The 22,329-nt window shown below is 68.1% G+C and carries 17 protein-coding genes, 1 pseudogene and 2 riboswitches; of the genes and pseudogenes, 9 read left to right on the forward strand and 9 right to left on the reverse strand.

Going from position 1 to position 22,329, the window contains the following annotated elements; genetic code table 11:
* Window positions 1-553 precede the first annotated feature (553 nt).
* From ACV229_RS03285 to ACV229_RS03300, 4 genes and pseudogenes are all read left to right on the forward strand, one after another.
* Window positions 554-1,870 carry a diguanylate cyclase domain-containing protein gene (locus tag ACV229_RS03285; protein ID WP_448081695.1) on the forward strand — a complete coding sequence of 439 codons (1,317 nt, stop codon included), beginning with the start codon at window positions 554-556 and terminating at the stop codon, window positions 1,868-1,870.
* A gap of 83 nt (window positions 1,871-1,953) precedes the next feature.
* Entirely contained in the window at window positions 1,954-3,648 is a 1,695-nt protein-coding gene (locus tag ACV229_RS03290) for a Na/Pi cotransporter family protein (RefSeq protein WP_448081942.1), read from the forward strand.
* Between the two features lie 104 nt (window positions 3,649-3,752).
* A pseudogene (locus tag ACV229_RS03295) lies at window positions 3,753-3,950 on the forward strand (phospholipase D family protein); the annotation flags it as partial.
* Window positions 3,951-4,065: 115 nt separating this feature from the next.
* Window positions 4,066-4,398: a cupin domain-containing protein gene (locus ACV229_RS03300; protein ID WP_448081696.1), complete on the forward strand. Its 333-nt coding sequence runs from the start codon at window positions 4,066-4,068 to the stop codon at window positions 4,396-4,398.
* Between the two features lie 32 nt (window positions 4,399-4,430).
* Here ACV229_RS03300 and ACV229_RS03305 read toward each other — a convergent pair whose 3' ends face one another.
* The 9 genes from ACV229_RS03305 to ACV229_RS03345 form a co-directional block, all read right to left on the reverse strand.
* Window positions 4,431-4,874, reverse strand: a complete 444-nt coding sequence (locus ACV229_RS03305; RefSeq protein WP_448081697.1) for a cupin domain-containing protein — start codon at window positions 4,872-4,874, stop codon at window positions 4,431-4,433.
* A gap of 437 nt (window positions 4,875-5,311) precedes the next feature.
* Window positions 5,312-5,824, reverse strand: a complete 513-nt coding sequence (locus tag ACV229_RS03310) for an OmpA family protein (protein WP_448081698.1) — start codon at window positions 5,822-5,824, stop codon at window positions 5,312-5,314.
* A 93-nt stretch (window positions 5,825-5,917) separates the two neighbouring features.
* On the reverse strand, window positions 5,918-7,186 hold the full coding sequence (locus ACV229_RS03315; RefSeq protein ID WP_448081699.1) for a diguanylate cyclase domain-containing protein: 1,269 nt from the start codon (window positions 7,184-7,186) through the stop codon (window positions 5,918-5,920).
* Window positions 7,183-7,878: a YfiR family protein gene (locus ACV229_RS03320; RefSeq protein WP_448081700.1), complete on the reverse strand. Its 696-nt coding sequence runs from the start codon at window positions 7,876-7,878 to the stop codon at window positions 7,183-7,185. Before ACV229_RS03320 ends, ACV229_RS03315 begins: the two co-directional genes overlap by 4 nt.
* 317 nt (window positions 7,879-8,195) lie before the next feature.
* A complete protein-coding gene (locus ACV229_RS03325; RefSeq protein ID WP_448081701.1) occupies window positions 8,196-8,723 on the reverse strand; it encodes a vWA domain-containing protein in 528 nt (175 codons plus the stop codon).
* 158 nt (window positions 8,724-8,881) lie between these two features.
* Window positions 8,882-9,985, reverse strand: coding sequence for an ATP-binding protein (locus ACV229_RS03330; RefSeq protein ID WP_448081702.1), 1,104 nt, complete (start codon window positions 9,983-9,985; stop codon window positions 8,882-8,884).
* Window positions 9,982-13,785 carry a cobaltochelatase subunit CobN gene (gene cobN / locus ACV229_RS03335; RefSeq protein WP_448081703.1) on the reverse strand — a complete coding sequence of 1,268 codons (3,804 nt, stop codon included), beginning with the start codon at window positions 13,783-13,785 and terminating at the stop codon, window positions 9,982-9,984. Before cobN ends, ACV229_RS03330 begins: the two co-directional genes overlap by 4 nt.
* Window positions 13,786-13,791: 6 nt before the next feature.
* Entirely contained in the window at window positions 13,792-14,871 is a 1,080-nt protein-coding gene (gene cobW / locus ACV229_RS03340) for a cobalamin biosynthesis protein CobW (RefSeq protein WP_448081704.1), read from the reverse strand.
* Window positions 14,872-14,897: 26 nt separating this feature from the next.
* Window positions 14,898-15,956: a HoxN/HupN/NixA family nickel/cobalt transporter gene (locus tag ACV229_RS03345; protein WP_448081705.1), complete on the reverse strand. Its 1,059-nt coding sequence runs from the start codon at window positions 15,954-15,956 to the stop codon at window positions 14,898-14,900.
* A 187-nt stretch (window positions 15,957-16,143) separates the two neighbouring features.
* Window positions 16,144-16,407: riboswitch (cobalamin riboswitch) on the reverse strand.
* Window positions 16,408-16,774: 367 nt separating this feature from the next.
* Between ACV229_RS03345 and ACV229_RS03350 the strand changes: the two genes are divergently transcribed.
* From ACV229_RS03350 to ACV229_RS03370, 5 genes are all read left to right on the forward strand, one after another.
* Window positions 16,775-18,619 carry a DUF3857 domain-containing transglutaminase family protein gene (locus ACV229_RS03350; protein ID WP_448081706.1) on the forward strand — a complete coding sequence of 615 codons (1,845 nt, stop codon included), beginning with the start codon at window positions 16,775-16,777 and terminating at the stop codon, window positions 18,617-18,619.
* A gap of 85 nt (window positions 18,620-18,704) precedes the next feature.
* Window positions 18,705-18,944, forward strand: a riboswitch (cobalamin riboswitch).
* A gap of 179 nt (window positions 18,945-19,123) precedes the next feature.
* Window positions 19,124-19,858: a uroporphyrinogen-III C-methyltransferase gene (gene cobA, locus ACV229_RS03355; protein WP_448081943.1), complete on the forward strand. Its 735-nt coding sequence runs from the start codon at window positions 19,124-19,126 to the stop codon at window positions 19,856-19,858.
* Window positions 19,858-20,232, forward strand: coding sequence for a cobalamin biosynthesis protein (locus ACV229_RS03360; RefSeq protein WP_448081707.1), 375 nt, complete (start codon window positions 19,858-19,860; stop codon window positions 20,230-20,232). Before cobA ends, ACV229_RS03360 begins: the two co-directional genes overlap by 1 nt.
* Before the next feature lie 39 nt (window positions 20,233-20,271).
* Window positions 20,272-20,874 (forward strand): cob(I)yrinic acid a,c-diamide adenosyltransferase, encoded by a 603-nt coding sequence (cobO, locus tag ACV229_RS03365; protein ID WP_448081708.1) that lies wholly within the window; start codon window positions 20,272-20,274, stop codon window positions 20,872-20,874.
* 3 nt (window positions 20,875-20,877) lie between these two features.
* Window positions 20,878-22,182, forward strand: a complete 1,305-nt coding sequence (locus ACV229_RS03370) for a cobyrinate a,c-diamide synthase (RefSeq protein ID WP_448081709.1) — start codon at window positions 20,878-20,880, stop codon at window positions 22,180-22,182.
* The last annotated feature ends 147 nt before the right edge of the window (window positions 22,183-22,329 follow it).

The raw sequence follows: 22,329 nt of genomic DNA on the forward strand, positions 1-22,329 counted from the left end.
ATGACAATCTCCTTTCAATCGACGGGAGACCAGGTTTGCGATTCGTCGGCCGGTCGCTGCCCGCCCCTCTCCCGTCACAAGCCGTTGCGGCAAGTCGAAGGCCGGCTCCAAGGCCCGACGGACATTCGTATGGTCGTGTCGCCGCAGGTGAGGCGGCAGCGCTCATCCACGCTCGCCGTCATTTCCGGACCGGCCAGCCCGGCTGGCTCACCTTGCCCACCCTGGCATGAGCGCCTGTTGGCTGACAATGCAATTGAAATGAAAGGATGTCGGCGCAACGAGCGTCGGAAAACACCTACACGCAAAATTGAAAACGGCTACACAAGCTTCAGCAGGCGCTGACCGCCTGCGGGTTGTACGGTGTGCAAACTCGTCATAGGATTGACTTCAGTTGCGTTGCGCGCGGCGGTGCCGCTGAGTACCAACAGGCGGATGGTCGATACGTTCGCGGGAGAAGCAAAATCGCCCGTAGTGCGAACAAATATTTACGAACCGGGCGCATCGGTTGCACTCCCAAGAACTGGTGTCGACTACAGGGAGCCCACTGCATCCAATGAAGACAATTGCAAACGCAGCGCTTGCCGAACGCAAGCGGTTTCGCAACCTGGTGCTGTTCGTCATGATCGGGCTGTCGGTCATGGGCAGCATCGTGGGCCTGGAAATGCGCGGGGTATTGGATGACATCGCGACTGCACGTCGGTCAACGAATGTGCTGCCCGCTGCGCACCGCCTTCTGGATGCGTTGAAGGACGCCGAAACCGGTCAGCGGGGCTATCTGCTCACTGACGATCCAAAGTACCTGGAACCGTATCAGCAAGGCACAAGGAATGCGGTGACCGCCTCTGCCGCGCTTCAGAGCGCGCTGGCTGACGAAACCGCAGGTCGACCCTTGCTTGAACGATTGATGCGCGACCGGGACCGGAAGCTGGCCGAGATGGCGCAGACGATCGCACTGCGCGATGAAGTGAGCCGCGATGCCGCGCTTGCCGTCGTACGTACCGACGTGGGCAAACGCGTGATGGACCGCTTGCGCGCAGACATGGCCGTCCTGATTGGCCATTGGTTCAACCTGCGGGAGGATGCGTTCGCCGATCTCCATCGGCGCCTGATGTACATGGGGGCGGCGTCTGTTGCGTTCGGCCTGCTTGTCCTCGCCATGCTGCTGGCGACAGCCAGGCTTCAGCGCCGGGCGATGTCGGCGATCTCCTCTCACGTGGCCACGCTCGATGCCGCGTCGACCAAGGACGCGCTGACCGGGTTGTCCAACCGCCGCGGCTTGCTCGCGTACCTCCAGGCAAAGTGCGCGCCGGCGACGATTGGCGTGCGGCGCGTCGGACTGATGTACCTGGATCTCGACGGGTTCAAATCGGTCAACGACACACTCGGCCATGCTGCCGGGGACGATGTCCTGCGCGCGGCGGGAACCATTTTCGCCGGGTGCCTTCGTCAGGACGACTGCCTGGCCAGGATCGGTGGAGACGAATTCGTCGTCGTCCTTCCTGGCATCGACTCGGACGAAGAGCTTCACAGGATCGCGAAGCGACTCGTGACAGAGGCGCAGGCGCTCGGTCGAGACATGCACGACGGGCGTTTTCCCATCAGTGTCAGCATCGGAATTGCCACGTATCCGGATCGGATCGCGGATCCGCATGACTTGCTGACAGGCGCCGACAGCGCCATGTATGTCGCGAAGCAGGCCGGGCGTTGCCGCTACCACTTTTACGAGGGCCAGCGGCCTGCGAACGTCGTGTGTCTCGACCGGATCGTAGCCGACCGCCATCTGCAGGGAGAGGGCCAGGTACGAAGCATCGGCAACCCGGCGGCGGGGAATTACGGGTCCGCGTCCGCCGATGGTCATGACAATCGCTGAAGCACTCGCGTCGGCCTTGACTGATGATCGATCGAGGAAGCTCGTACAATGACACGATCGCCGGTTTGAGACGCCCCATCGCCATGCAGCCTGGTGCCAACCTGAACCTGATCGAGATCGTCGGCTTGCTGGTCGGCGGCCTGGCGCTGTTCCTGTTCGGGCTGGAACTCATGACGGGAGGACTCAAGGCCATCGCCGGTTCCCGTTTGCAGTCGCTGCTGGGCACGCTGACGGCCAACCGGTTTCGTGGCGTGCTCGCCGGCGCAGGCATCACGGCGCTGCTGAATTCGTCGACCATTACGACCGTATTGCTGGTGGGCTTCGTGTCCGCCGGGCTCATGACGCTCCAGCAGTCGATACCGATGATCATGGGCGCCAATATCGGCTCGACGCTGACTGCGCAGATCATCGCATTCAATATCTCGGCGATTACGCCATTCCTGCTCGCCGGCGGTTTCCTGCTTTACGGTTTCTCGAAACGGGAATTGGCGCGCGAGCTCGGCGGCGTGCTGCTCGGCCTTGGCCTGCTGTTTCTCGGCATCGAGTTCATGGGCAATGCCACGCGGCCGCTGCGCAATTACGAGCCGTTCATCGCCGCGATGCAGGACATGCGCAATCCATTGCTCGGCATTGCGATCGGCGCGGTCTTTACGGCGATCGTGCAGAGTTCGGCCGCCACGCTCGCGGTCGTGATTGCGCTGGGCAGCCAGGGACTCATTCCGCTGGAATCCGGCATCGCGCTCATTCTGGGTGCCAATGTGGGCACCTGCGGCACGGCGCTGCTGGCATCGATCGGCAAATCCGCAGAAGCCGCGCAGGTCGGCATCGTCCATCTGCTTTTCAATCTGCTCGGCGTGCTGTTTCTCGCCTTCGTCATTCCGCAATATGCGGACATCATTCGCCAGGTCTCGCCCTCCGCGCCTGAACTGACAGGCGCCGCCCGCCTCGCGGCCGAAACGCCACGTCAGGCAGCCAATGCGCATACCGTTTTCAGCGTCTTTTCCACCGCGGTGCTGATCTGGTTCACGAAGCCCATCGGCAAGCTCGCCGAACGGCTTGCCCCGTCGACCGCCAAGGGCTGGCAGGACCCCGGCGCGCCGCGCTATCTCGATGACACACTCGTGGAAATGCCGGCGCTGGCGATCACCCGCGTGCAGCTCGAACTGGTCTCGCTCGGCAAACAGGTCCAGCACCTGGTCGAGCGCAGTGCAGCGCTTGTCATCGAAAGCAGCGCGGTGGGGCTTGGCGCACTGACGGACGAAGACAAGGCTGCCGATACCCTCAGCACCGCCATTCTCACCTATGTCGGCCAGCTCTCGGATGCCATCCATACGGACGACGAAGGGAGGCAGCTGGTGGACCTGGCCCGTATCGCGACCTGTCTGGACGCGATCCGGGAAGTTGCCACCACCAGCATGCTCGCCCTGAGCCAACGACGGCTGTCGCAAGGCGCGGACATGGCCCAGCTGCGCAGTGCCGAAATTTCCCGATTTGTCACGGCCGTGATCGAACATTTCGCGCTTGCCGTGAACACGATCGCGCATCCGGACGCAGACGTCGTGACGCGCATCGTCAACGCGAAGCCTGCGATCGAGGTGCAGGCCGACATTGCGCGTCAGCACATCTTGTCCGACCTGCAACTGCGCAGCCAGGAAGATGCGGTGAACTTCCGCCTGGCGAACGACATGATCGAGCATCTCAACGAGGTCGCCCGGCTGTCCCGTGCGATCGCCAGGGCCAGTCGATCGCTGAACGATGTGAAGGTGTCCGGACCATAGCGACGCCGATGCGTCTTCGACGCCCACGTCCTCCAGACGAGCCTCTCGTGAGCCGATACCGTTCGGCGGCGCTTTCCGCGCTCTGTGTGACTGTGCTGACGGCCTTGCGAGTGCTGACCAACTCCCTCGAAGCGACGGATGTCGTGCCCGTCCATGCCGGTTAAGGCAAAAGACGCGTGGAACTGCTTCAAGGGGGCGTGCACCTGTACGAACTGCGTCGTGCGGCAGGCGCCACGGCGCACAAGTACTTCAGCGCCGGCCAGTTCGGCAGTTCAGGCTCGAGCCTCCATGCAAAAGCTTTCGATACTGCCGATCGAATGGCTCCTGTAACACGATGGTCGGCTGTCCAGTGGACATCTTCCCGACACCTGTTGAGCCAACCGCCTTCACACGACGGTTGACGTGAGGTCGAGCCCTATGCAACTTCAAACCGGCAACCTGTTCAGCTCCGAAGGGGAGCGCAGCGGCGGCGAGCGGATCGACTTGCTCGTCACGGGGCCACGCCTGAACGTGGAGCGGATCGTGTCGATGGGGCACGCGAGTCCCGAGGGGTTCTGGTATGACGACTCGCGAGCGGAATGGGTCGTGCTGCTGTCCGGTGCCGCCGTGCTCGAGTTCGAAGAGAACGCGACGCGGCTCGAAATGCGTCCCGGCGACTACGTGCTGATCGAGCCGCATTGCCGGCATCGCGTCGCGTGGACGCATGCGGAAGCGCAATCCGTCTGGCTTGCGATCTATCACGAACGCTGACGCGGCCCGCGTTAGCCGACCTACTGCATCCGTCACCTGCCGAGGCGCGCGCCGCACCGGGTTGCGATCTCGACCAGCTTCGAGACGTCGGGCGGCATCGCGGTGACTTCGCGATCGATCGTCGCAAACAGGTTTGCCGCCTGGCTCGTGTGGCTGGTGATCGACAGCATCTCGACGCCGCCGGAACCGCAGCGGAAGCTGTGTACCGTGCCGGCCGGGACGTGCACGAACGAGCCGGCGGTCGCGACCGACGTGGTGCCGTCGCAAGTGATTTCGACGCTGCCGTCGATCACGAAGAACGATTCGTCCCAGTCATGCGCGTGCGGGGGCGGGCCGCTGCCTTCTGCGCCGTGCTGCAGGAAGACCTCGTAACCTTGCGTGGCGGCATGATCGGCAAGGACCGTGATTTTTTCGCCAAGCACATTCAGCGGGCGTGCGTAGGTTTGTGGCGTCACGAACAAGGGCTGGGGCTTCATGTCGGTCTCCTCGGTGATCCTTCAATGCAGTGTAGTGGGGGGAGCGCGCCGGCCGCGAGGCCGGACATGATGGCCGGACCGGTGCATGGACAACTTGATGTCCGAAGCAATTCCCGGACCGCTTGCGACACGTGCTCGATCCAATCGGTTCTCGGGAGGGGATGCGTGGAACGCGACGGTCGATCGATGCGTGAAAATGTTTCTATTCTGAAACGTTCGTGGCGTGCTGGTTCCAGAATGGACCCGCCGTTCGAACGACGGCTCTCGCGGAACGGTGAGCTGCAACTTTTGACCGCTGGCTGCCGGCCGCGACCGACGCAGGACGCCCCGACCGGAACATCCGGAACAGCTCGACGGTTGTGCTGCGAGTCGTGAGCACAACCCCTCGTCAACCCGATTGGCGGTTCGAGTCGGCAAAGGCAACCCGCCGCGCCGGCTCAATGCGTCGAGATGACGATCGCCGCGCGACGGTTCTGCGCACGGCCGGCGGCCGTGTGGTTGTCGCCCACCGGGTCGCGCTTGCCTTTCCCGATGGCCTCGACGCGCCCGGCAGCGAGGCCGGTGTCGACGAGTTCGATCGCCACGACCTCGGCACGGCGTTTGGACAACTGAAAGTCGTAGGCGTCCCCGCCGTCCGTGTCGGAGTAGCCATAGACGCGCACGCTGTTGAGCCCCACCGACGTAAGCGTGTGGCCGATGCGCTCGACGATCCGGCGGACGTCGGGTCTGAGGTTGTAGCGGTCGAAGTCGAACAGGATCGGTCCGGCCGAGCCGAACTCGAACCCCTGCTCGGTCTCCTCGAATCCCGCCGACTTGAGTGTCTCGACCTGATGCTGCGTCAGACCGCGGTAAAGCGGCGGCGACTTGCAACCCGCAAGCAGCATGCACAGGAGCAGTACGCTCCCGATGACCATCCGCCGGTTGCTTGCAGGAAACGAGTGTCTGTTCATCGCATTCCCCTCGAGCGCGCCCTTTGCGCGCGTTGTTTCAAACGTCGTTTCGACTCCTTGCGACGGCCCCGGCTGCGGCGCCGGGCCATCATGTCAAGCCGGTCCGGTGACGCCTTCGGCAAACTGCCACGAGCCCGGCCGTGCGCGCTTGGCCCGGTACATCGCCGCATCCGCGGCGCGCAGCAGGCCGGTCGCGTCGAACGCGTGATCGGGATACAGCGCGACGCCGATGCTCAGCATGGTGGCCGCCGTGCGGCCATCGGACAACACGATCGACGGCGTCATGCTGGACAGGATGTCCTCGGCGATACGGGCGGCGCTGGCCGCATCGCGCATCGGCGCCAGCATCACGGCGAATTCGTCGCCGCCCAGGCGAGCAACCAGGTCGGCCTCGCGCAACTGCGTGCGCAGCCGCGCCGCGATGCCGATCAGCACCGCGTCGCCGGCTTCATGGCCGAGGCAGTCGTTGATCTCCTTGAAACGGTCGCAGTCGAGATACAGGACGGCGACCCGCTGCCCCGTCACCACGGCCTCGCCAAGGGCGTGCGTGAGGCGGGCCTCGAACTGCCCGCGGTTGGGCAGGCCAGTGAGGGCATCGTGGGTTGCCTTGTGTTCGAGCGACGCGTTTTCGTGGCGCAGGTTGTTCTGCCAGTCTTCGAATTCGTCGAGCAACGCGTTGAAGTCGTCGCCGAGCTGGTTCAATTCGGCGATCGCAGCGGGCTCGACCCGCCGCTCGAACGCGCGCTCGCGCCGCACTGCGTGGGCGACGCCGGCCAGCGCGCGCAGCGGCGCGACGATGCTGCGCAACAGGCGCTTCGAGCTGACATAAGCGCCAAGCACGCTGACGGCGAGGCAGGCCAGGATGCCGCCGACGCCGCCGAGCAGGAAGCCGAAGAACTGGCGGCCCTGACCACGCACTTCGACGTAGCCGACGACGACGCCGTCGTGCGCCACCTGTACGGTCACGGGCCCGGGCAGCACGACGTCGGCAACGCCCCGCTCGAGCCTGGCGATCGCACTGCCGGCGGGCAACTGCCATGCCGCGAATGGCCGGCCCCTGCTATCCGTGACGACGATCTCGGCCACGTCCTCGTCCTTGGCGATCATCCCGATCGCCTCGGTCGCCGCGACGCGGTCGCCAAACACCAGCGCCGCCTCGACCGTATAGCCGAGCGAGCGCGCCAGCAGGTTCAGGTTGTTGCCGGCATAGGCACGCAATGCGATCACGGCGACCACGATCAACGACACCGCGGCCATTGCGACGGCAACGAATGCCAGACGCAGGTGCGCGCGGCGCAACACGTTCTGCAGCGTCGGGCGCGGGGTGCGCGGAGGGAAAATGGGGCGCGCGGGCTGCTTCATGGCGTCACCGGCCGTCGCGCGAGATTGAGCACATTCGGGTGTACCCGCACGCCGCTGCGCGCCACGGCGTCGAGATTGATGTCGAACGTGACGCGATCGCCATCGACGTTGAGGCAGAACATGCTGCCCGCGGTGCAGGACGGATCGTGTTCCGCAATGGTCAGGACCGGATGGCCGGCCACGGCGGCTCTGACCTGCTGCCGCTCGTCGTCGCTCAAGGTGCCGAGATAGACGACTTCGCAGGCTGCGCCGAGGGCGGAATCGTCAGAGTGGACACGCTGCACGTCGAGCGGCGTCGAGCCGGCCTGCAGCGTGTCGACCAGGCCACGCGCGTGGTCGGGTCGGCCCGTCACGCACAGGTGCAGGCGGGCGGGCGTTGCCGGCCAGTGCGTGAAGCTGATGATGCCCAGGACGACCTGGCGCACGGCGGCGTCGCGTGGCGAAATGACGGGATCGGCGCGGCCCGCGGCGGTGACGGCGCGCGCCGTATCGGCTGGCGCGACTTTATTGGCGGGGGTGTCGGCGAGCGCAGCCGGTGCCGCGCCCAGCACGCAAGCCACTGCGAGCAAGGCGTGGCGAAGCGAGACCGTCCAGCCAGACCGACCAGAGGTCGCCCGCGCGTCGATCGCCGCGCTCCTTGGCGTCATTGCAGCCGCATGACAGGCAGGCGCCGTGCACACCCTCACATGCATGATGAAAACATTCGTTGACGTCGACCCAGGCGCTGCCTCCCGGCTCCCGACATTCGCGGGCCTGCGCCGAATCACGCTTTCATCTTAGGCGCAAAGTCGCGCGATCACAGTGGGGAAACTCCCGCGAGCATCCTGCAGAGAACGCCGACCTGGCGCCATGCGCCGCTGGGCCGCTGTGACGGCGAGCTCGTCGCCCGCCGTCGATCCGGCCGGAATTTTGTCAGTGGAAACCAATGGTCAGCAGATACGTCTGTCGGCCGTGTGCTTCGACAACGAACACGATCGGGAGGCCAATCTTGTGCAGCAGGTCCGAACGCTCAACCTCGCAACAGCGTCTCCGGCGTGACCCACTCCGCCCCCCACACAGCGGCAAGGCGCGCCCCCCGCCCGACCTTCACCGCCGCATCGTCGAAATCGACAAACACGACGTGATCGGCCGCCGCCGGCTTCGCCGGCATCTCGCGTGTGCGTCCGTCGGACAGCACCCACAGCCACCGCTGCTTGTCCGGATCGCGCCGCGCGTCGCGCGCGAGCAGCGCCGCGGCCGCATCGATCCCGTCCGCGAGCGGCGTGCCGCCGCCGCCGTCGACCGGTTCGAGCCAGCGCGCATTCCACCAGCGCGGCACCGCCGGCCCGAAGCGGCGTTGCGCGCCCGCCCCGCCGAAACAGATCAGCGCCGTCTCCGCGCGCACGCGCGCGGCCTGATCGAAATACGCGACGATCAATCCCTTCGCCGCTGCGAGACGGTCGAACGACAGCATCGACGCCGAGCAGTCGAGCACGAAGCAATGCAGCGCGCGCGGCGCGGCGGCCCGTCTCCGGAAACGCAGATGATCGGCATGCAACGGGTCGCCGCGCTTGGCCGCGAACGTCGCCGGCCATGCAACGGCGGCGACGGCCGCGCCGGCGCGTGCAACGCCCGGCGCGGCCGCCGCACGCCCGCTTGCGCCCTGCTGCCATCGAGGACCGCGAACCGTGTTCGCGGCGGCGCCGGCTCGATGGCTCAGCGTTTTTTTAGCGGCAGCGGCACCACGCACTTGACCGCCTGCAACCCGGCCGGTTCCGGCGGCAGGTAGCCCCATTCGCCCTGCGGATCGGCCGTGTCGCGTCCGGACGAGCCGTCCATGTCGGACGACGTGGCGCGTTCCTCGCGCATGTCGCGCGGCGAGCGGTCGTCGTTCGTGCGCCCGTGAGGCGGAACATCGGACGGTGCGTGCCGCGTGTTGCGCCGATGCTGCAGCACGGCTTCCGCCACCCGCTCGACGTGCCCGACCGTCACCGTGTCCGCGCCGTCGAGCGCGGCCAGCGCACGCGCGGCGCGCAGCATCACGAGATCCGCACGCAGTCCGTCGACGGCCGCCTCGATGCACAGCGCGCTGACCCGCGCATGGACGGCATCGTCGAACGTGAGCGATGCGAGCCGCTCGCGCGCCGCGCGAATCCGTTCAACCAGGTCGCGGTGCGCCGCGTCGTGCCGCGCGCGGAATGCGTCGGGCTCGAGATCGAACGCGAGCCGCGCCTTCACGATCTGTTCGCGCTGCGCCGCGTCGTAGCAGTTCTCGAGCGCGACCATCAGCCCGAAGCGGTCGAGCAGTTGCGGACGCAGTTCGCCCTCTTCCGGGTTCATCGTGCCGACCAGCACGAAGCGCGCATCGTGCGTGTGCGACACGCCATCGCGCTCGACGATGTTGATCCCGCTTGCGGCGACGTCGAGCAGCGTATCGACCAGCCCGTCCGCGAGCAGGTTCACCTCGTCGACGTACAGCACGCCGCGATGCGCGCGCGCGAGCAGCCCCGGCTGAAAACGCACGCCGTTCTCCGCAAGCGCGTGCGCGAGATCGAGCGTGCCCGTCACCTGCTCGTCGCTTGCCGACAGCGGCAGCGTCACGAACTGGCCTTCCGGCAGCAGTTCGGCCAACGCGCGCGCGGCGGTCGATTTCGCGGTGCCGCGCGGCCCGCTGACGAGCACGCCGCCGAGCGACGGATCGATGGCCGCGAGCAGCAGCGCCTGCTGCAGTGCCGTCTGTCCGACGAGCGCGGCGAATGGAAACACTGCGGGCAACACTGCGGAAAGCACCGCGCGTGGACGGTGCGTCGGATCGGTCATCGCCGTCCTCCTTCCTGAAGATGTTCGCTCGCGAGCCAGACCGCTTCGATCCGCTCGCGATAGTCGCCCGGCTGCTGCCACAGCCCGCGCTGCATCGCCTCGACGAAGCGTTCGCAGATGCCTTGCAGTGCGCGCGGATTGTGCCGTTCGAGGAACGCGCGGGTGTCGTCGTCGAACAGGTACGCATCGGCGACGAGCGCATATTGATGGTCGGCCAGCACGCGCGCGGTCGCGTCATAGCCGTACAGATAGTCGACGGTCGCGGCCATTTCCGCCGCGCCCTTGTAGCCGTGACGCTTCACGCCGTCGAGCCATTTCGGGTTCACGACGCGCGAGCGGATCACGCGCGCGATTTCCTCGCGCAGCGTGCGCATCTTCGGCGCGGCCGGGTTCGCGTGGTCGCCGTGATAGAGGCTCGGCTGCCGGCCCGACAGATGCCGCACCGCCGCCGTCATGCCGCCCTGGAACTGGTAGTAGTCGTTCGAATCGAGGATGTCGTGCTCGCGGCTGTCCTGGTTCTGCACGACGACGTCGATCGCCGCGAGCCGCTCGCCGAACACGTCCGGCGCCGCGTCGCCCGCGCTGTTCTGCGCATACGCGTAGCCGCCCCACTGCCGGTACGCATCGGCGAGATCGGCATCGGTCTGCCAGCGGCGCTGGTCGATCAGGTCCTGCAGGCCCGCGCCGTAGCTGCCCGGCCGCGCGCCGAACACGCGCCAGCCCGCGCGGCGCCGCGCGTCGTCCGGCGGCACGCCCTGCGCGATCCATTTCGCGCGCTCGCGTTCGATGCGCGCGCGGATCGGGTTCAGGTGCTCGGGCTCGTCGAGCGCCGCGACGGCCTGCACGGCCGCGTCGAACAGGTGCATCAGGTTCGGGAACGCATCGCGGAAGAAGCCGGACACGCGCAGCGTCACGTCGATCCGCGGCCGGTCGAAGATCTCGATCGGCAGGATCTCGAAGTCGGTCACGCGATGGCTGCCGTGCGCCCATTTCGGCCGCACGCCGATCAGCGCGAACGCCTGCGCGATGTCGTCGCCGCCCGTGCGCATCGTCGCCGTGCCCCATACCGACAGGCCGATCGCGCGCGGGTAGTCGCCGTGATCCTGCAGATGCCGCTCGATCAGCTGCTGCGCGGATTTCAGGCCGAGCGACCACGCGGCCTGCGTCGGCACCGCGCGCGTGTCGACCGAGTAGAAATTGCGGCCCGTCGGCAGCACGTCGGGGCGTCCGCGCGACGGCGAGCCGCTCGGCCCCGGCGGCACGAAGCGGCCGTCGAGCCCGCGCAGCAACTGGCGCAGCTCCTCGCCGCCACATGCGTCGAGCGCCGGCATCAGCGTCGAGCGCACGCGATCGATCACGGGCAGCGTATGCGGCCACTCGCCGGGCGGCGGCTCGCAATGCCCGTCTGGCGCGGCCTCGCACAAGCGATCGAGCCACTGCTGCGCGAGCCGTTCCAGCCGTTCGCGCGTATCGCCCGCGTGGCGCCACGGCGTATCGTCGAGGTCCGCCAGCAGCGCGGGCCGCGGACCTTGCCACGGCGCAGCCCAGTCGGCGGCAAGCGGATCGAAATCGTCGCCGAGCGCGAGATCGCGCGCGAGCGCGCCGATCAGCCCGGCGCGCGCGTGCTGCCCGTCGCCGATCGGAAAGCGCGCGAGCGCGAGCAGCGTGTCGCGCCGCTGGCGGTCGACCGGCGACACGCCGAACACATGCAGCCCGTCGCGGATCTGCGCTTCCTTCAGCTCGCACAGCCACGCGTCGACGCGCGTCAGCAATTCGTCCTCGCCGCTCGCGTCGAGCGGCGGCGCGACGCTCAGCTCGTCGTGCAGGCGGTGCTCGGCGATCGTCGCGAGGATCGTCTTGCGCAGCAGCTTCGCGCGTCGCGCGTCGACCATCAGCGCTTCGTAGTATTCGTCGACCTGCCGCTCGAGATCCTGCAGCGGGCCGTAGTTTTCCGCGCGCGTGAGCGGCGGCATCAGGTGATCGACGATCACCGCCTGCGCGCGCCGCTTCGCCTGGCTGCCCTCGCCCGGATCGTTGACGATGAACGGATACAGATGCGGCAGCGGCCCGAGCGTCAGGTCGGGCCAGCATGCATCGGACAGCGCGACGCTCTTGCCCGGCAGCCATTCGAGATTGCCGTGCTTGCCGAGATGGATCACCGCGTCGACGCCGAACGCATGACGGAGCCAGAAATAGAACGCGAGATACGCATGCGGCGGCACGAGGTCCGCATCGTGATAGCTCGCGTAGTCGTTCTCGCCGCGCGAGCGCGACGGCTGGATCCCGACGAACACGTTGCCCGCGCGCCAGCCGGCGATCGTGAAGCGTCCGCGGCGCAGCGTCGGGTCGGCCTCCGGCGGCCCCCAGCGTTCGCTCAGCGCATCGCGCACGGCCGCCGGCAGCCGGTCGAAATGCGTCAGGTAATCGGCGAGCGCATAGCTCTGGAACGCAGGCCGCAACGCCTGCATCGCCGGATCGTTGGTCACGCCTTCGGTGAGCCGCGCGATCAGCGCGTCGCCGTCGGCCGGCAAGTCGGCGACGCGATAGCCCGCGTCGCGCAGCGTCGCGAGCACGCCGAGCGCCGACGCGGGCGTGTCGAGCCCGACGCCGTTGCCGATCCGCCCTTCGCTTTGCGGATAGTTCGCGAGGATCAGCGCGACGCGCTTGTCGGCGTTGTCGAGCGTGCGCAGCCGGCACCAGCCGCGCGCGAGCGCCGCGACGAAGCCGATGCGTTCCGCGTCGGGCTGGTAGCGCACGACGTCGACCTCGGTGTGCGCGCAACGGTACGCGAGCCCCTTGAAGCTCACCGCGCGCGTGACGATGCGGCCGTCGACCTCGGGCAGCGCGACGTGCATCGCGATGTCGCGCGCATGCAGTCCGTGGTTGTCGGCGAGCCACGCGTCGCGGTTGCCGCCGGACAGGATCACCTGCAGCACCGGGGCGTCGCCGGCGAGGATGTCGGGTTCGGGCGCATCGATTGCGCCCGCGGCGAACGCGGTCGTGTTCAGCACGAGCGCGACGTCGTGCGCGTCGCAGAGCTGCGCGACCACTTCGCGGCTCACCGCATCCTTCAGCGACGTCACCGCGACGGGCAGCGGATTCAGCCCTTCACGGATCAGCGCATCGGCAAGCGCGTCGAACACGGCGGTGTTCGCGGCCTGCCAGTGCGCCTTGTAGAACAGGATCGCGACGACGGGCGCGCCGGGCGTCCAGCGCGGCAGCCAGTCGTCGATGCTCGCCGGGTCGCGCGCCGGGTGATACAGCGCGGCGGCCGGCAGCGGACGCGGCGGCGCCGGCTCGTCGCCGAAGCCGAGCGCGTGAAACGCGATGCTGCGCAACAGCGCTTCGGCGTTGTGCGCGCCGCCTTCGCGCAAATAGCGCCACCACAACCGGCACAGCTCGGGCGCGACGGTGCTCTTCGCGATCAGGTTCGGATCTTCCTGCAGGTCGCCCGAGAACATCGCGAGCCGTTGCCGGTGCCGCGACGCGAGCGACACGGCCTGCTCGATCCCGTACGGCCAGTACGCTTCGCCGCCGAGGTGGTCGATCACGACCGCCTTCGCGTGCTTCAGCACGTCGTCGACGTAGAAATCGACCGATGCCGGCTGGCGCAGGAACGTCACGTTCGCGAGCCGCACGCTGGGGAAACCTTCGGGCAGACGCGGCACGATGCTCGCGAGCAGCGACAGCGTCGTGTCCGCCGAGCTCAGGATCACGATTTCGGCGGGTTGCTGGTCGATCCGGACGACGCCCTGTGTATCGTCGACGAAGCCGCCCGGCGTGGTGCGCAGCAGATGCATCGTGCGTTACGCCTGTTGCGTCTCGGCCGCGAGCGCCGCGTCGAACGCGCGCTGCAGCGCGGCCGCGTCGAGGTCCTCGCCGATCAGCACGAAGCGGCTCGCGCGCGCTTCGCCGTCCTGCCAGCGGCGGTCGAAGTAGCTGTCGAAGCGGCGGCCGACGCCCTGGATCACGAGGCGCATCGGCGCGTCCGGCAGCGCGGCGAAGCCCTTCGCGCGATAGATCGTATGCGTCTCGACGACGCGCTGCAGCGCGGCGATCGTCGCGTCGCGCGAGCCCGCGTCGCCGCTGACGACCACCGAATCGAAATCGTCGTGATGATGGTCGTGATCTTCGTCGTCGGCCGAGCCGTGATGGTCGTGGCGCAGGTGAATGGTTTCCTCGGACGCCGACTCGAGCCCGAGCAGCATCGCGAGATCGAGCTCGCCGCGCGTCGCGCGGACGATCTTCACCTGCGGCGGGATCTCTTCCCGGATCGCCGCCTCGACCTGCTCGAGCTGCGCGCCGTCGACGAGGTCGGCCTTGTTGACGATCACGAGATCGGCGGACGACAGCTGGTCGGCGAACAGCTCGTGCAGCGGCGATTCGTGGTCGAGGTTCGGATCGGCGCGGCGCTGTGCGTCGACCGCCTGCGGGTTCTCGGCGAACTGGCCGCTCGCGGTGGCCGGCCCGTCGACGACGGTCACGACCGCGTCGACGGTGAAGCTGTTGCGGATCGTCGGCCAGTTGAACGCCTGCACGAGCGGCTTCGGCAGCGCGAGGCCGGACGTCTCGATCAGCACGTGGTCGATGTCCGCGCGGCGCTCGACGAGCGCCTCCATCACCGGGTAGAACTCTTCCTGCACGGTACAGCACAGGCAGCCGTTCGCGAGTTCGTAGAGCTGGCCGGACGCTTCGTCCTGCGCGTCGTCGCAGCCGATGCCGCACCCCTTCAGAATCTCGCCGTCGATGCCGAGTTCGCCGAACTCGTTGACGATCACCGCGATGCGGCGGCCCTGCGCGTGCTGCAGGATGTGGCGCATCAAGGTCGTCTTGCCGCTGCCGAGAAAGCCCGTGACGATGGTGACGGGCAGCTTGCGCATGGTCATGGAATGTCCTGTGTCGAAAAGGGAAATCAGGCGGAGATCGTCACGTCGATCTCGTCGTAGCGCTTCACGCGGTAGATCACGGCCGACACGAGCCAGCTCGCGACGAACAGCCCGATCACGAGGTAGCCGAGCATGCCGAAATGCGCGGCCGCCATCGATGCGAAGTCCCAGACGGGGCCTTGCAGCGACAGCTTGTCGGCGATGAGCGCGAGCACCTCGATGCCGCCGATCAGCGCGGCGACCAGCACGGAGACGAACGTGATCGTGATGTTGTAGTAGAGCTTGCGGATCGGCCGCACGTACGCCCAGCGGTACGCGCCCATCATCAGGATGCCGTCGGTCGTGTCGACGAGCGTCATGCCGGCAGTGAACAGCGCGGGCAGCACCATCACCGACCAGAACGACAGCCCGCCCTGCACCTGCGTCGCCGAGATGCCGAACAGCGCGATCTCGGTCGCGGTGTCGAAGCCGATCCCGAACAGGAAGCCGATCGGATACAGGTGCCAGCTGCGCGACACGAGCCGGAACAGCGGCCGGAAGATGCGCGCGAGCACGCCGCGCTTGTTCATCAGCAGGTCGAGATCCTCTTCGACGAGCGGTTCGCCGCGCTTCACCGCGCGAAACGTCCGGTACACGGAGATCAGGATCATCAGGTTCGCGGCCGCGAGCAGCAGCAGGAAAAACGCCGACACGCAGGTGCTGATCGTCCCGCCGATCGCCCGCATGCCGTCGAAGCGGGCGATCGACGCCGCCGTCAGCGCGACCACGACCGACATCACGATCACCACCGTCGAATGGCCGAGCGAAAAGAACAGGCCCGCGCCGAGCGGGCTGCGGCCCTCCTGCATCAGCTTGCGCGTGACGTTGTCGATCGCCGCGATATGGTCGGCGTCGACCGCGTGGCGCAGGCCGAACACGTATGCGAGCAGCGCGGTGCCGAGCAGCACCGGCTGGCCGTGGAAGGCGATGAACGCCCAGATCCACGCGCCGACGTTGAACGCGATCAGCAACGAATAGATGGCGATGATCTTGCCGCGCAGCCCGGACGGGCTGTCGTTGAACAGGCGGGAAAACGAGTCGAGCATGGTGCTCCCTTGCGAACGGTCGACATGGTGAATGCCAACACGGCCGGCACCGGATGCCCGGGCCCGCACATGCCCCGGATGCTCGACCGGCCTGCGCGAAACGCACAGCGGGTCGGGAAACGGGAAACGCTCGGATGCCGGACGCACTGCGGCTGCGGCCGTGGACAATGCGCCGCATCCCCGCGGCGCTGAACCCCTCGTCTCGGCCGGTATCCGGGCTGACGAACACGCCACTTCGCCTTCCCGGACGCACGAGGCGTCCAGTGGCAGTCGTCCGCATGCGGGTGGCATGCGGCGAAGCGGCGCTGCTTCGCGCGTGGCGTGAAGCGTTCGCTTACCGTTGCGGGGGCAGCACAGGTTGGCGCGGCTGCGATGCAGGCTCGCTCCCTGTTTCCCGTTTAACTGCGCGCGCCGGAGGGTGCGCGCGAGCACCGAAACGCGTGCGAGTGTAGGTGGAGCGGGCGGGAGCGTCAAGGCGGCGGGGACGGCTGCAGCGGCGATCCGACGTTCCGGTCCCCGGAGAACCGGCGTGCGCAATTGACAGTCGTTCAAACTGCCGCCCGGGAAGCCGGGTCGACTGCGTGCGGCACCGGACGGTATCCGGCCGCCGTGCAGCCGCCCGCCGAATACTCAGACAATTGACGCCACTGAGCGGCTTGGATAGGGTCGATCCGGTGTTCGCGCCGCTGCCGAAGGCCGATACGGGGGAAACCGGCCGGCAGGCCCGGTCGTCATTTTCATCCTCTTCGTTTTTCTCATTCAGGCTCATCCAGGCTTTCGCAGCCGGCGTCACCAACCTTCCAACCACGGGGACCGACATGACTCTCTCGCGTATTGCCCACTACGGCATCGCGGCGCTGCTGCTCAAGATTTCGCCTGCTTTCGCCGCCGACTACCAGGTCGAGCGACTCGACAACACGATCAGGGTCGACGCATCCGGCAAGCGCACCGCACAGGTCGATCTGTCGATCAAGCTGCTGACGGACGCGGCGATCGCCCGCTTCGGCCAGTACGTGCTGCCGTACAACGCGCAGCTTCAGACGCTCGCCGTCAACACCGCACAGACGGTGCACGCCGACGGCTCGACGGTGCCGGTCGATGTCCAGCACGGCATCTTCGACCGGCCGGCGCCCGTCACGGTCGCGGCGCCGCAATTCAGCGCCGAGCACCTGCGCATCGTCGCGTTTCCCGCGCTCGCGAAAGGCGACTCGATCCGGCTTTCGTACACGCTGACCGACACGGATACGCTGTTCCCCGGCAAATTCAGCGTGCAGCTCGCGTTTCCACCGATCGAGGACTACCGCGCCGCGAACGTCACGCTCGACACGCCGGCCGGCATGGCTGTCGCGATCGACGCGCGCGGGATGCGCGCGACTTCCGATGCGACGCGCGACGGGCGCCGGATTCGCGCGTACCACTACGAAACGCCCGCGCCGGGCCCGATCGAAGAACAGGCGAACACGGTCGCGTGGACGGACGTCGGTCCCGTCTTCATCGCGAGCAATTTCTCGGGGTATGCGGACATCGCGCGCGCGTATCAGGCGCGCGCCGCCGACAAGCAGGCGCCCGCCGTCGCGATCCAGACGCTCGCGGATCAGATCACCGCGGGCGTCGACGACCGTCGCGAGCAGGCGATGCGGCTGTACGCGTGGGTCGCCCGCAACATCCGCTACGTCGGCGTGTATTTCGGCGCCGGCCCCGTGGTCCCGCATCAGGCCAACGACGTGCTCGCGAACCGCTACGGCGACTGCAAGGACCAGGTGACGCTGCTGTCCGCGCTGCTCGCGGCGAAGCGCATCGAGAGCCGCGCGGTGCTGGTCAACCTCGGCGATCGCTACCGCCTGCCCGACGCGCCGGACGTGCTGACGTTCAATCACGCGATCGTGTGGCTGCCCGAATTCGACGTGTTTGCCGATACGACGGCCGGTGTGCTGCCGTTCGGCGCGCTGCCGTTCGAGGCAAGCGGCAAGCCCGCGCTCGACACCGCGACGGGCAACGTGATCCGCACGCCGCCGCAAAACGGCCGCAACAGCCGTTCGCAGCTCGCCTACACGCTCGATCTCGACCGCGACGGCAACGCGACGATGACGGGCGACATCGCGCTCGACGGCCAGGCCGTCCAGCACGCGCGGCAGATGTTCCGGTACGTGCAGCCGAAACGGCTTGCCGACGAGATGCTGCGCCGCTCCGGTCTTTCCGGCGAGTTGCAGATGACCCCGCATCATCTCGACGCACTCGACCAGCCATTCTCGATCGCGCTGCGCGGCACGCTGAACCAGTTGTCGCTGATGCCGGGCCCTGCGGCGTTCGCGGTGCCGTCGCTGCCGAATTTCGGGCGGATCCGCGAGTTCGCCGACTTCGTCCTTCAGCAGAAGGACAAGCGTTTCGAAGGCGTATGCGCCGGAACGCGGCTCGAGGAGCGCTACCGGATCACGCTGCCGGCCGACGTCGAGATACTCGCGATTCCGCCCGATGTCGACGTCCGCGCCGGCGAAATCACGTACCGCTCGACCTATCGCCGGGACGGCCGGACCGTCGACGTGTCGCGCGTGCTCGATCGCGACCTCGGCGGCAACGTATGCAGCGGCGCGAAGCTCGCCGAGTGGGCGGACGCCGCACGCAGCATCTCGAAGGACCTGAAGCGGCAGATCCTGTATCGCTGACCGGTACCGCGGCGGCCCGCGCATCGCACGCCGTCGCGGGCTGGCGAGCGCCGGCCCCGCCTGCGTTTGCGCCGGCGCGCTGTGCTATCGTATGCGCCGCGTTCGGTGCTCGCATGCGCATTCCGCACATGCAGTCAAACGGGAAACAGGAGGCGGACGTCCGCCCGGCCTGTGCTGTCCCCGCAACGGTACGCCGCCCGCGCGATGCGCTTTCGAGCGCACGCGCCCAGGTCGCCCACGATGCCACTGCCCGCCTGCCTCGGGTGGGAAGGCCGCGGCCTGGCAAGCGGTCAGCCCGGATACCGGCCGACGCAAGGGGTGAGCGAGTCGCTTGCCGAACGCCCGATCCGCGGGGGACGGATCGTGTGCGCGTATCGTGCGCTTATGCCCGCTTCGAGCGGGCTGCTTTCATTCTGCTATGCATCGCCATTCCGCAGGCCGGTTTCGCGCCGTCCGTTCGCCGCTTTCCCCCGCTTCGACACGGTTCGCGCCGTGCTGCCTCCGATGAGCCGCGCGTGGCTGATCGGCGCCGGCCCCGGCGACGCCGACCTGCTGACGCTCAAGGCCGTGCGCGCGATCGGCGCGGCCGACGTGCTGCTCGTCGACGATCTCGTGAATCCCGACGTCCTGCAGCATGCGCGCGCCGATGCGCTGATCGAGCACGTCGGCAAGCGCGGCGGCCACGCATCGACGCCGCAGGAAACGATCGTCGCCGCGATGCTCGCGCACTTGCGCGCGGGCCGCAGCGTCGCGCGCCTGAAAGGCGGCGACCCGTTCGTGTTCGGCCGTGGCGGCGAGGAGCTGATCGCGCTCGGCGCAGCGGGGTTTCCGGTCGAGGTCGTGAACGGCATCACGGCCGGCATCGCCGCGCCGGCCGCGCTCGGCATTCCGGTCACGCATCGCGGCGACGCGCAGGGCGTGATTTTCGTGACCGGGCACGGCGCGGGCGACGACGAGCCCGACTGGTCAGCGCTCGCCGCCACCCGGATGACGCTCGTGATCTATATGGGCATCCGCCGCCTCGGCGCGATCGTCGCCGCGCTGCAGGCCGGCGGCCTGCCGGACGACACGCCGTGCGCGGCGATCGAATCGGCGACGCGGCCTGCGCAGCGTCACGCACTGGCGACGCTCGCGACCGTCGTCTCGACAGTCGGCACAGCCGGCATCGGCTCGCCCGCGATCGTCGTGATCGGCCGCGTCGCGGCGCTGGCGGGCGGCACAGCGCCGGAGCCTGCGTGATGCAGGTCGCGCTCGGTCTCGGCTTTCGCGCGGGCGTCAGCGCCGCGCAGCTCGACGCCGCGGTCCGCGCGGCGCTCGCGCGGCATCCGGACGCGCAGCCGGCCGTCGTCGCGACGCTCGCCGAAAAATCCAGCGCACGCGCGCTGCGCACGCTGTGCGCACGGCGCGGCTGGCCGCTCGTCGCGTTCGGCGCGGCGCAGCTCGCCGCGCATCCCGAACTCGCGGCGAGCGAGCCGTCGGCGGCCGCGCTCGCCCGCTTCGGCGTGGCGGGCATCGCGGAGCCGTGCGCGCGGCTCGCCGCGCCGCGCGGCCGGCTACTCGGCCCGAAACTCGCACGGGACGGCGTGACGGTCGCGCTCGCCGGCCCGCTGTGATCCCGCTTTGAACCCTTTGTTACGACAGGACGAACTCCGATGAAAACCGATCCCGAAGCGCATCAGCGGATGACCGAACGCCGCCGCGCCGGCCACGAGAAGAAGCAGGCCGCCGCCGTCAACGAAAAGGGCCTGCTGATCGTCAACACCGGCAACGGCAAGGGCAAGAGCACGGCCGCGTTCGGCATGGCCGTGCGCGTGCTCGGCCACGGGATGCGGCTCGGCGTCGTGCAGTTCATCAAGGGCGCGCTGCATACGTCCGAACGCGATTTCCTCGGCGCGGTCGCGCAGTGCGACTTCGTGACGATGGGTGACGGCTATACGTGGAACACGCAGAACCGCGACGCCGACATCGCGACCGCGCGCAAGGGCTGGGACGAAGCGCGCCGGATGATCGAAAGCGGCGACTACCAGATGGTGATCCTCGACGAGCTGAACACCGTGCTCAAGTACGAATACCTGCCGCTCGACGAAGTGCTCGCGACGCTCGCGGCCCGCCCCGCTTCGCTGCATGTCGTCGTGACCGGCCGGCACGCGCCCGATGCGCTCGTCGAAGCCGCCGACCTCGTCACCGAGATGCGGCTCGTCAAGCATCCGTACAAGGAACAGGGCGTGAAGGCGCAGCGCGGCGTGGAGTTCTGAGCGATGCGCGCCTGCCCTGCGCTCTTCGTCAGCGCGCCCGCGTCCGGCCAGGGCAAGACGTCGGTGACGGCCGGTCTCGCGCGGCTGCATCGCCGGCTCGGCCGCCGCGTGCGCGTGTTCAAGACCGGGCCGGATTTTCTCGATCCGATGCTGCTCGAACGCGCGAGCGGCGCGCCCGTGCATGCGCTCGACCTCGGCATGGTCGGTGAAGCCGGCTGCCGCACGCTGCTCGCCGATGCGGCGCGCGACGCCGACCTGATCCTGATCGAAGGCGTGATGGGGCTGTTCGACGGCACGCCGAGCAGCGCGGATCTCGCAGCGGCATTCGGCGTGCCGGTCGTCACGGTGATTTCCGCGAAATCGATGGCGCAGACCTTCGCGGCGATCGCATTCGGCCTTGCGCATTTTCGTGAAGGCTTGCCGTTCCACGGCGTGCTCGCGAACCGCGTCGGTTCCGCGCGTCATGCCGAATTGCTGCAGCAAGCGCTGCCCGGCGACCTGCGCTGGCTCGGCCACGTGCCGGCCGACGCGGGCATCGCGTTGCCCGAGCGTCATCTCGGGCTGCATCAACCGCACGACATCGACGACCTCGACGCGCGGCTCGACCGCGCGGCCGACGCACTCGCGCAGACCGCACTGGCCGAACTGCCGCCCGCCGTCGCGTTCGCGGCGCCGGACGACATCGCGCCGCTGCCGCACGTGCTGGCGGGCAAGCGCATCGCGATCGCACGCGATGTCGCGTTCTCGTTCATCTATCCGGCGAATCTCGCACTGCTCGAAGCGCTCGGCGCGCAGTTGCGGTTCTTCTCGCCGCTTGCCGACGAGCCCGTCCCCGGCGATTGCGACGCACTGTTCCTGCCGGGTGGCTATCCGGAACTGCATGCGGCGACGCTCGCGGCGAACGTGACGAGCGCGCGGACGATCTGCGCGCATGCATCGGCCGGCAAGCCGATCGTCGCCGAATGCGGCGGGATGGTGTATCTGTGCGAATCGTTGACCGACGTGGACGGTGCAGCGACGCCGATGCTCGGCCTGCTGCCCGGCCACGCAACGATGCAGCGCCGCTTCGCGGCATTGGGGATGCAGCAGCTCGACACGCGCGCCGGGCCGATGCGCGGGCATACGTTCCACTATTCGCGGCTCGACACGCCGCTTGCGCCGGTCGCGGCGGCTGTCCGCCCGGACGGCAATTCAGGCAGCGGCGAGGCGGTTTATCGGACGGGATCGATCGTCGCGACCTACATGCACATGTACTGGCCGTCGAATCCGCTTGCGGCGGCAGCGTTGTTCGACGGTGACGCGTTTTGAGGGAAGGACGCGTCCGCGAACGAGCGGATCACATGCGGAACGAGGCGCTGCCCCGGAATCACCGCGCGTGCTGATCGTCCGATGCAGACCCGCGCACGCGTTGCGGCGGGTCGCACCGCCACGATGGGGCTGCTCAGTCCGGCAAGC

The sequence above is a fragment of the Burkholderia sp. MR1-5-21 genome, assembly GCF_053427715.1.

Bases quoted from the DNA above. Each gene is read 5' to 3' on its own strand.
- ACV229_RS03285 (WP_448081695.1), top strand. From the start codon at position 554: ATGAAGACAATTGCAAACGCAGCGCTTGCCGAACGCAAGCGGTTTCGC.
- ACV229_RS03290 (WP_448081942.1), top strand. From the start codon at position 1,954: ATGCAGCCTGGTGCCAACCTGAACCTGATCGAGATCGTCGGCTTGCTG.
- ACV229_RS03300 (WP_448081696.1), top strand. From the start codon at position 4,066: ATGCAACTTCAAACCGGCAACCTGTTCAGCTCCGAAGGGGAGCGCAGC.
- ACV229_RS03305 (WP_448081697.1), bottom strand. From the start codon at position 4,874: ATGAAGCCCCAGCCCTTGTTCGTGACGCCACAAACCTACGCACGCCCG.
- ACV229_RS03310 (WP_448081698.1), bottom strand. From the start codon at position 5,824: ATGAACAGACACTCGTTTCCTGCAAGCAACCGGCGGATGGTCATCGGG.
- ACV229_RS03315 (WP_448081699.1), bottom strand. From the start codon at position 7,186: ATGAAGCAGCCCGCGCGCCCCATTTTCCCTCCGCGCACCCCGCGCCCG.
- ACV229_RS03320 (WP_448081700.1), bottom strand. From the start codon at position 7,878: ATGCATGTGAGGGTGTGCACGGCGCCTGCCTGTCATGCGGCTGCAATG.
- ACV229_RS03330 (WP_448081702.1), bottom strand. From the start codon at position 9,985: ATGACCGATCCGACGCACCGTCCACGCGCGGTGCTTTCCGCAGTGTTG.
- cobN (WP_448081703.1), bottom strand. From the start codon at position 13,785: ATGCATCTGCTGCGCACCACGCCGGGCGGCTTCGTCGACGATACACAG.
- cobW (WP_448081704.1), bottom strand. From the start codon at position 14,871: ATGACCATGCGCAAGCTGCCCGTCACCATCGTCACGGGCTTTCTCGGC.
- ACV229_RS03345 (WP_448081705.1), bottom strand. From the start codon at position 15,956: ATGCTCGACTCGTTTTCCCGCCTGTTCAACGACAGCCCGTCCGGGCTG.
- ACV229_RS03350 (WP_448081706.1), top strand. From the start codon at position 16,775: ATGACTCTCTCGCGTATTGCCCACTACGGCATCGCGGCGCTGCTGCTC.
- cobA (WP_448081943.1), top strand. From the start codon at position 19,124: ATGAGCCGCGCGTGGCTGATCGGCGCCGGCCCCGGCGACGCCGACCTG.
- ACV229_RS03360 (WP_448081707.1), top strand. From the start codon at position 19,858: ATGCAGGTCGCGCTCGGTCTCGGCTTTCGCGCGGGCGTCAGCGCCGCG.
- cobO (WP_448081708.1), top strand. From the start codon at position 20,272: ATGAAAACCGATCCCGAAGCGCATCAGCGGATGACCGAACGCCGCCGC.
- ACV229_RS03370 (WP_448081709.1), top strand. From the start codon at position 20,878: ATGCGCGCCTGCCCTGCGCTCTTCGTCAGCGCGCCCGCGTCCGGCCAG.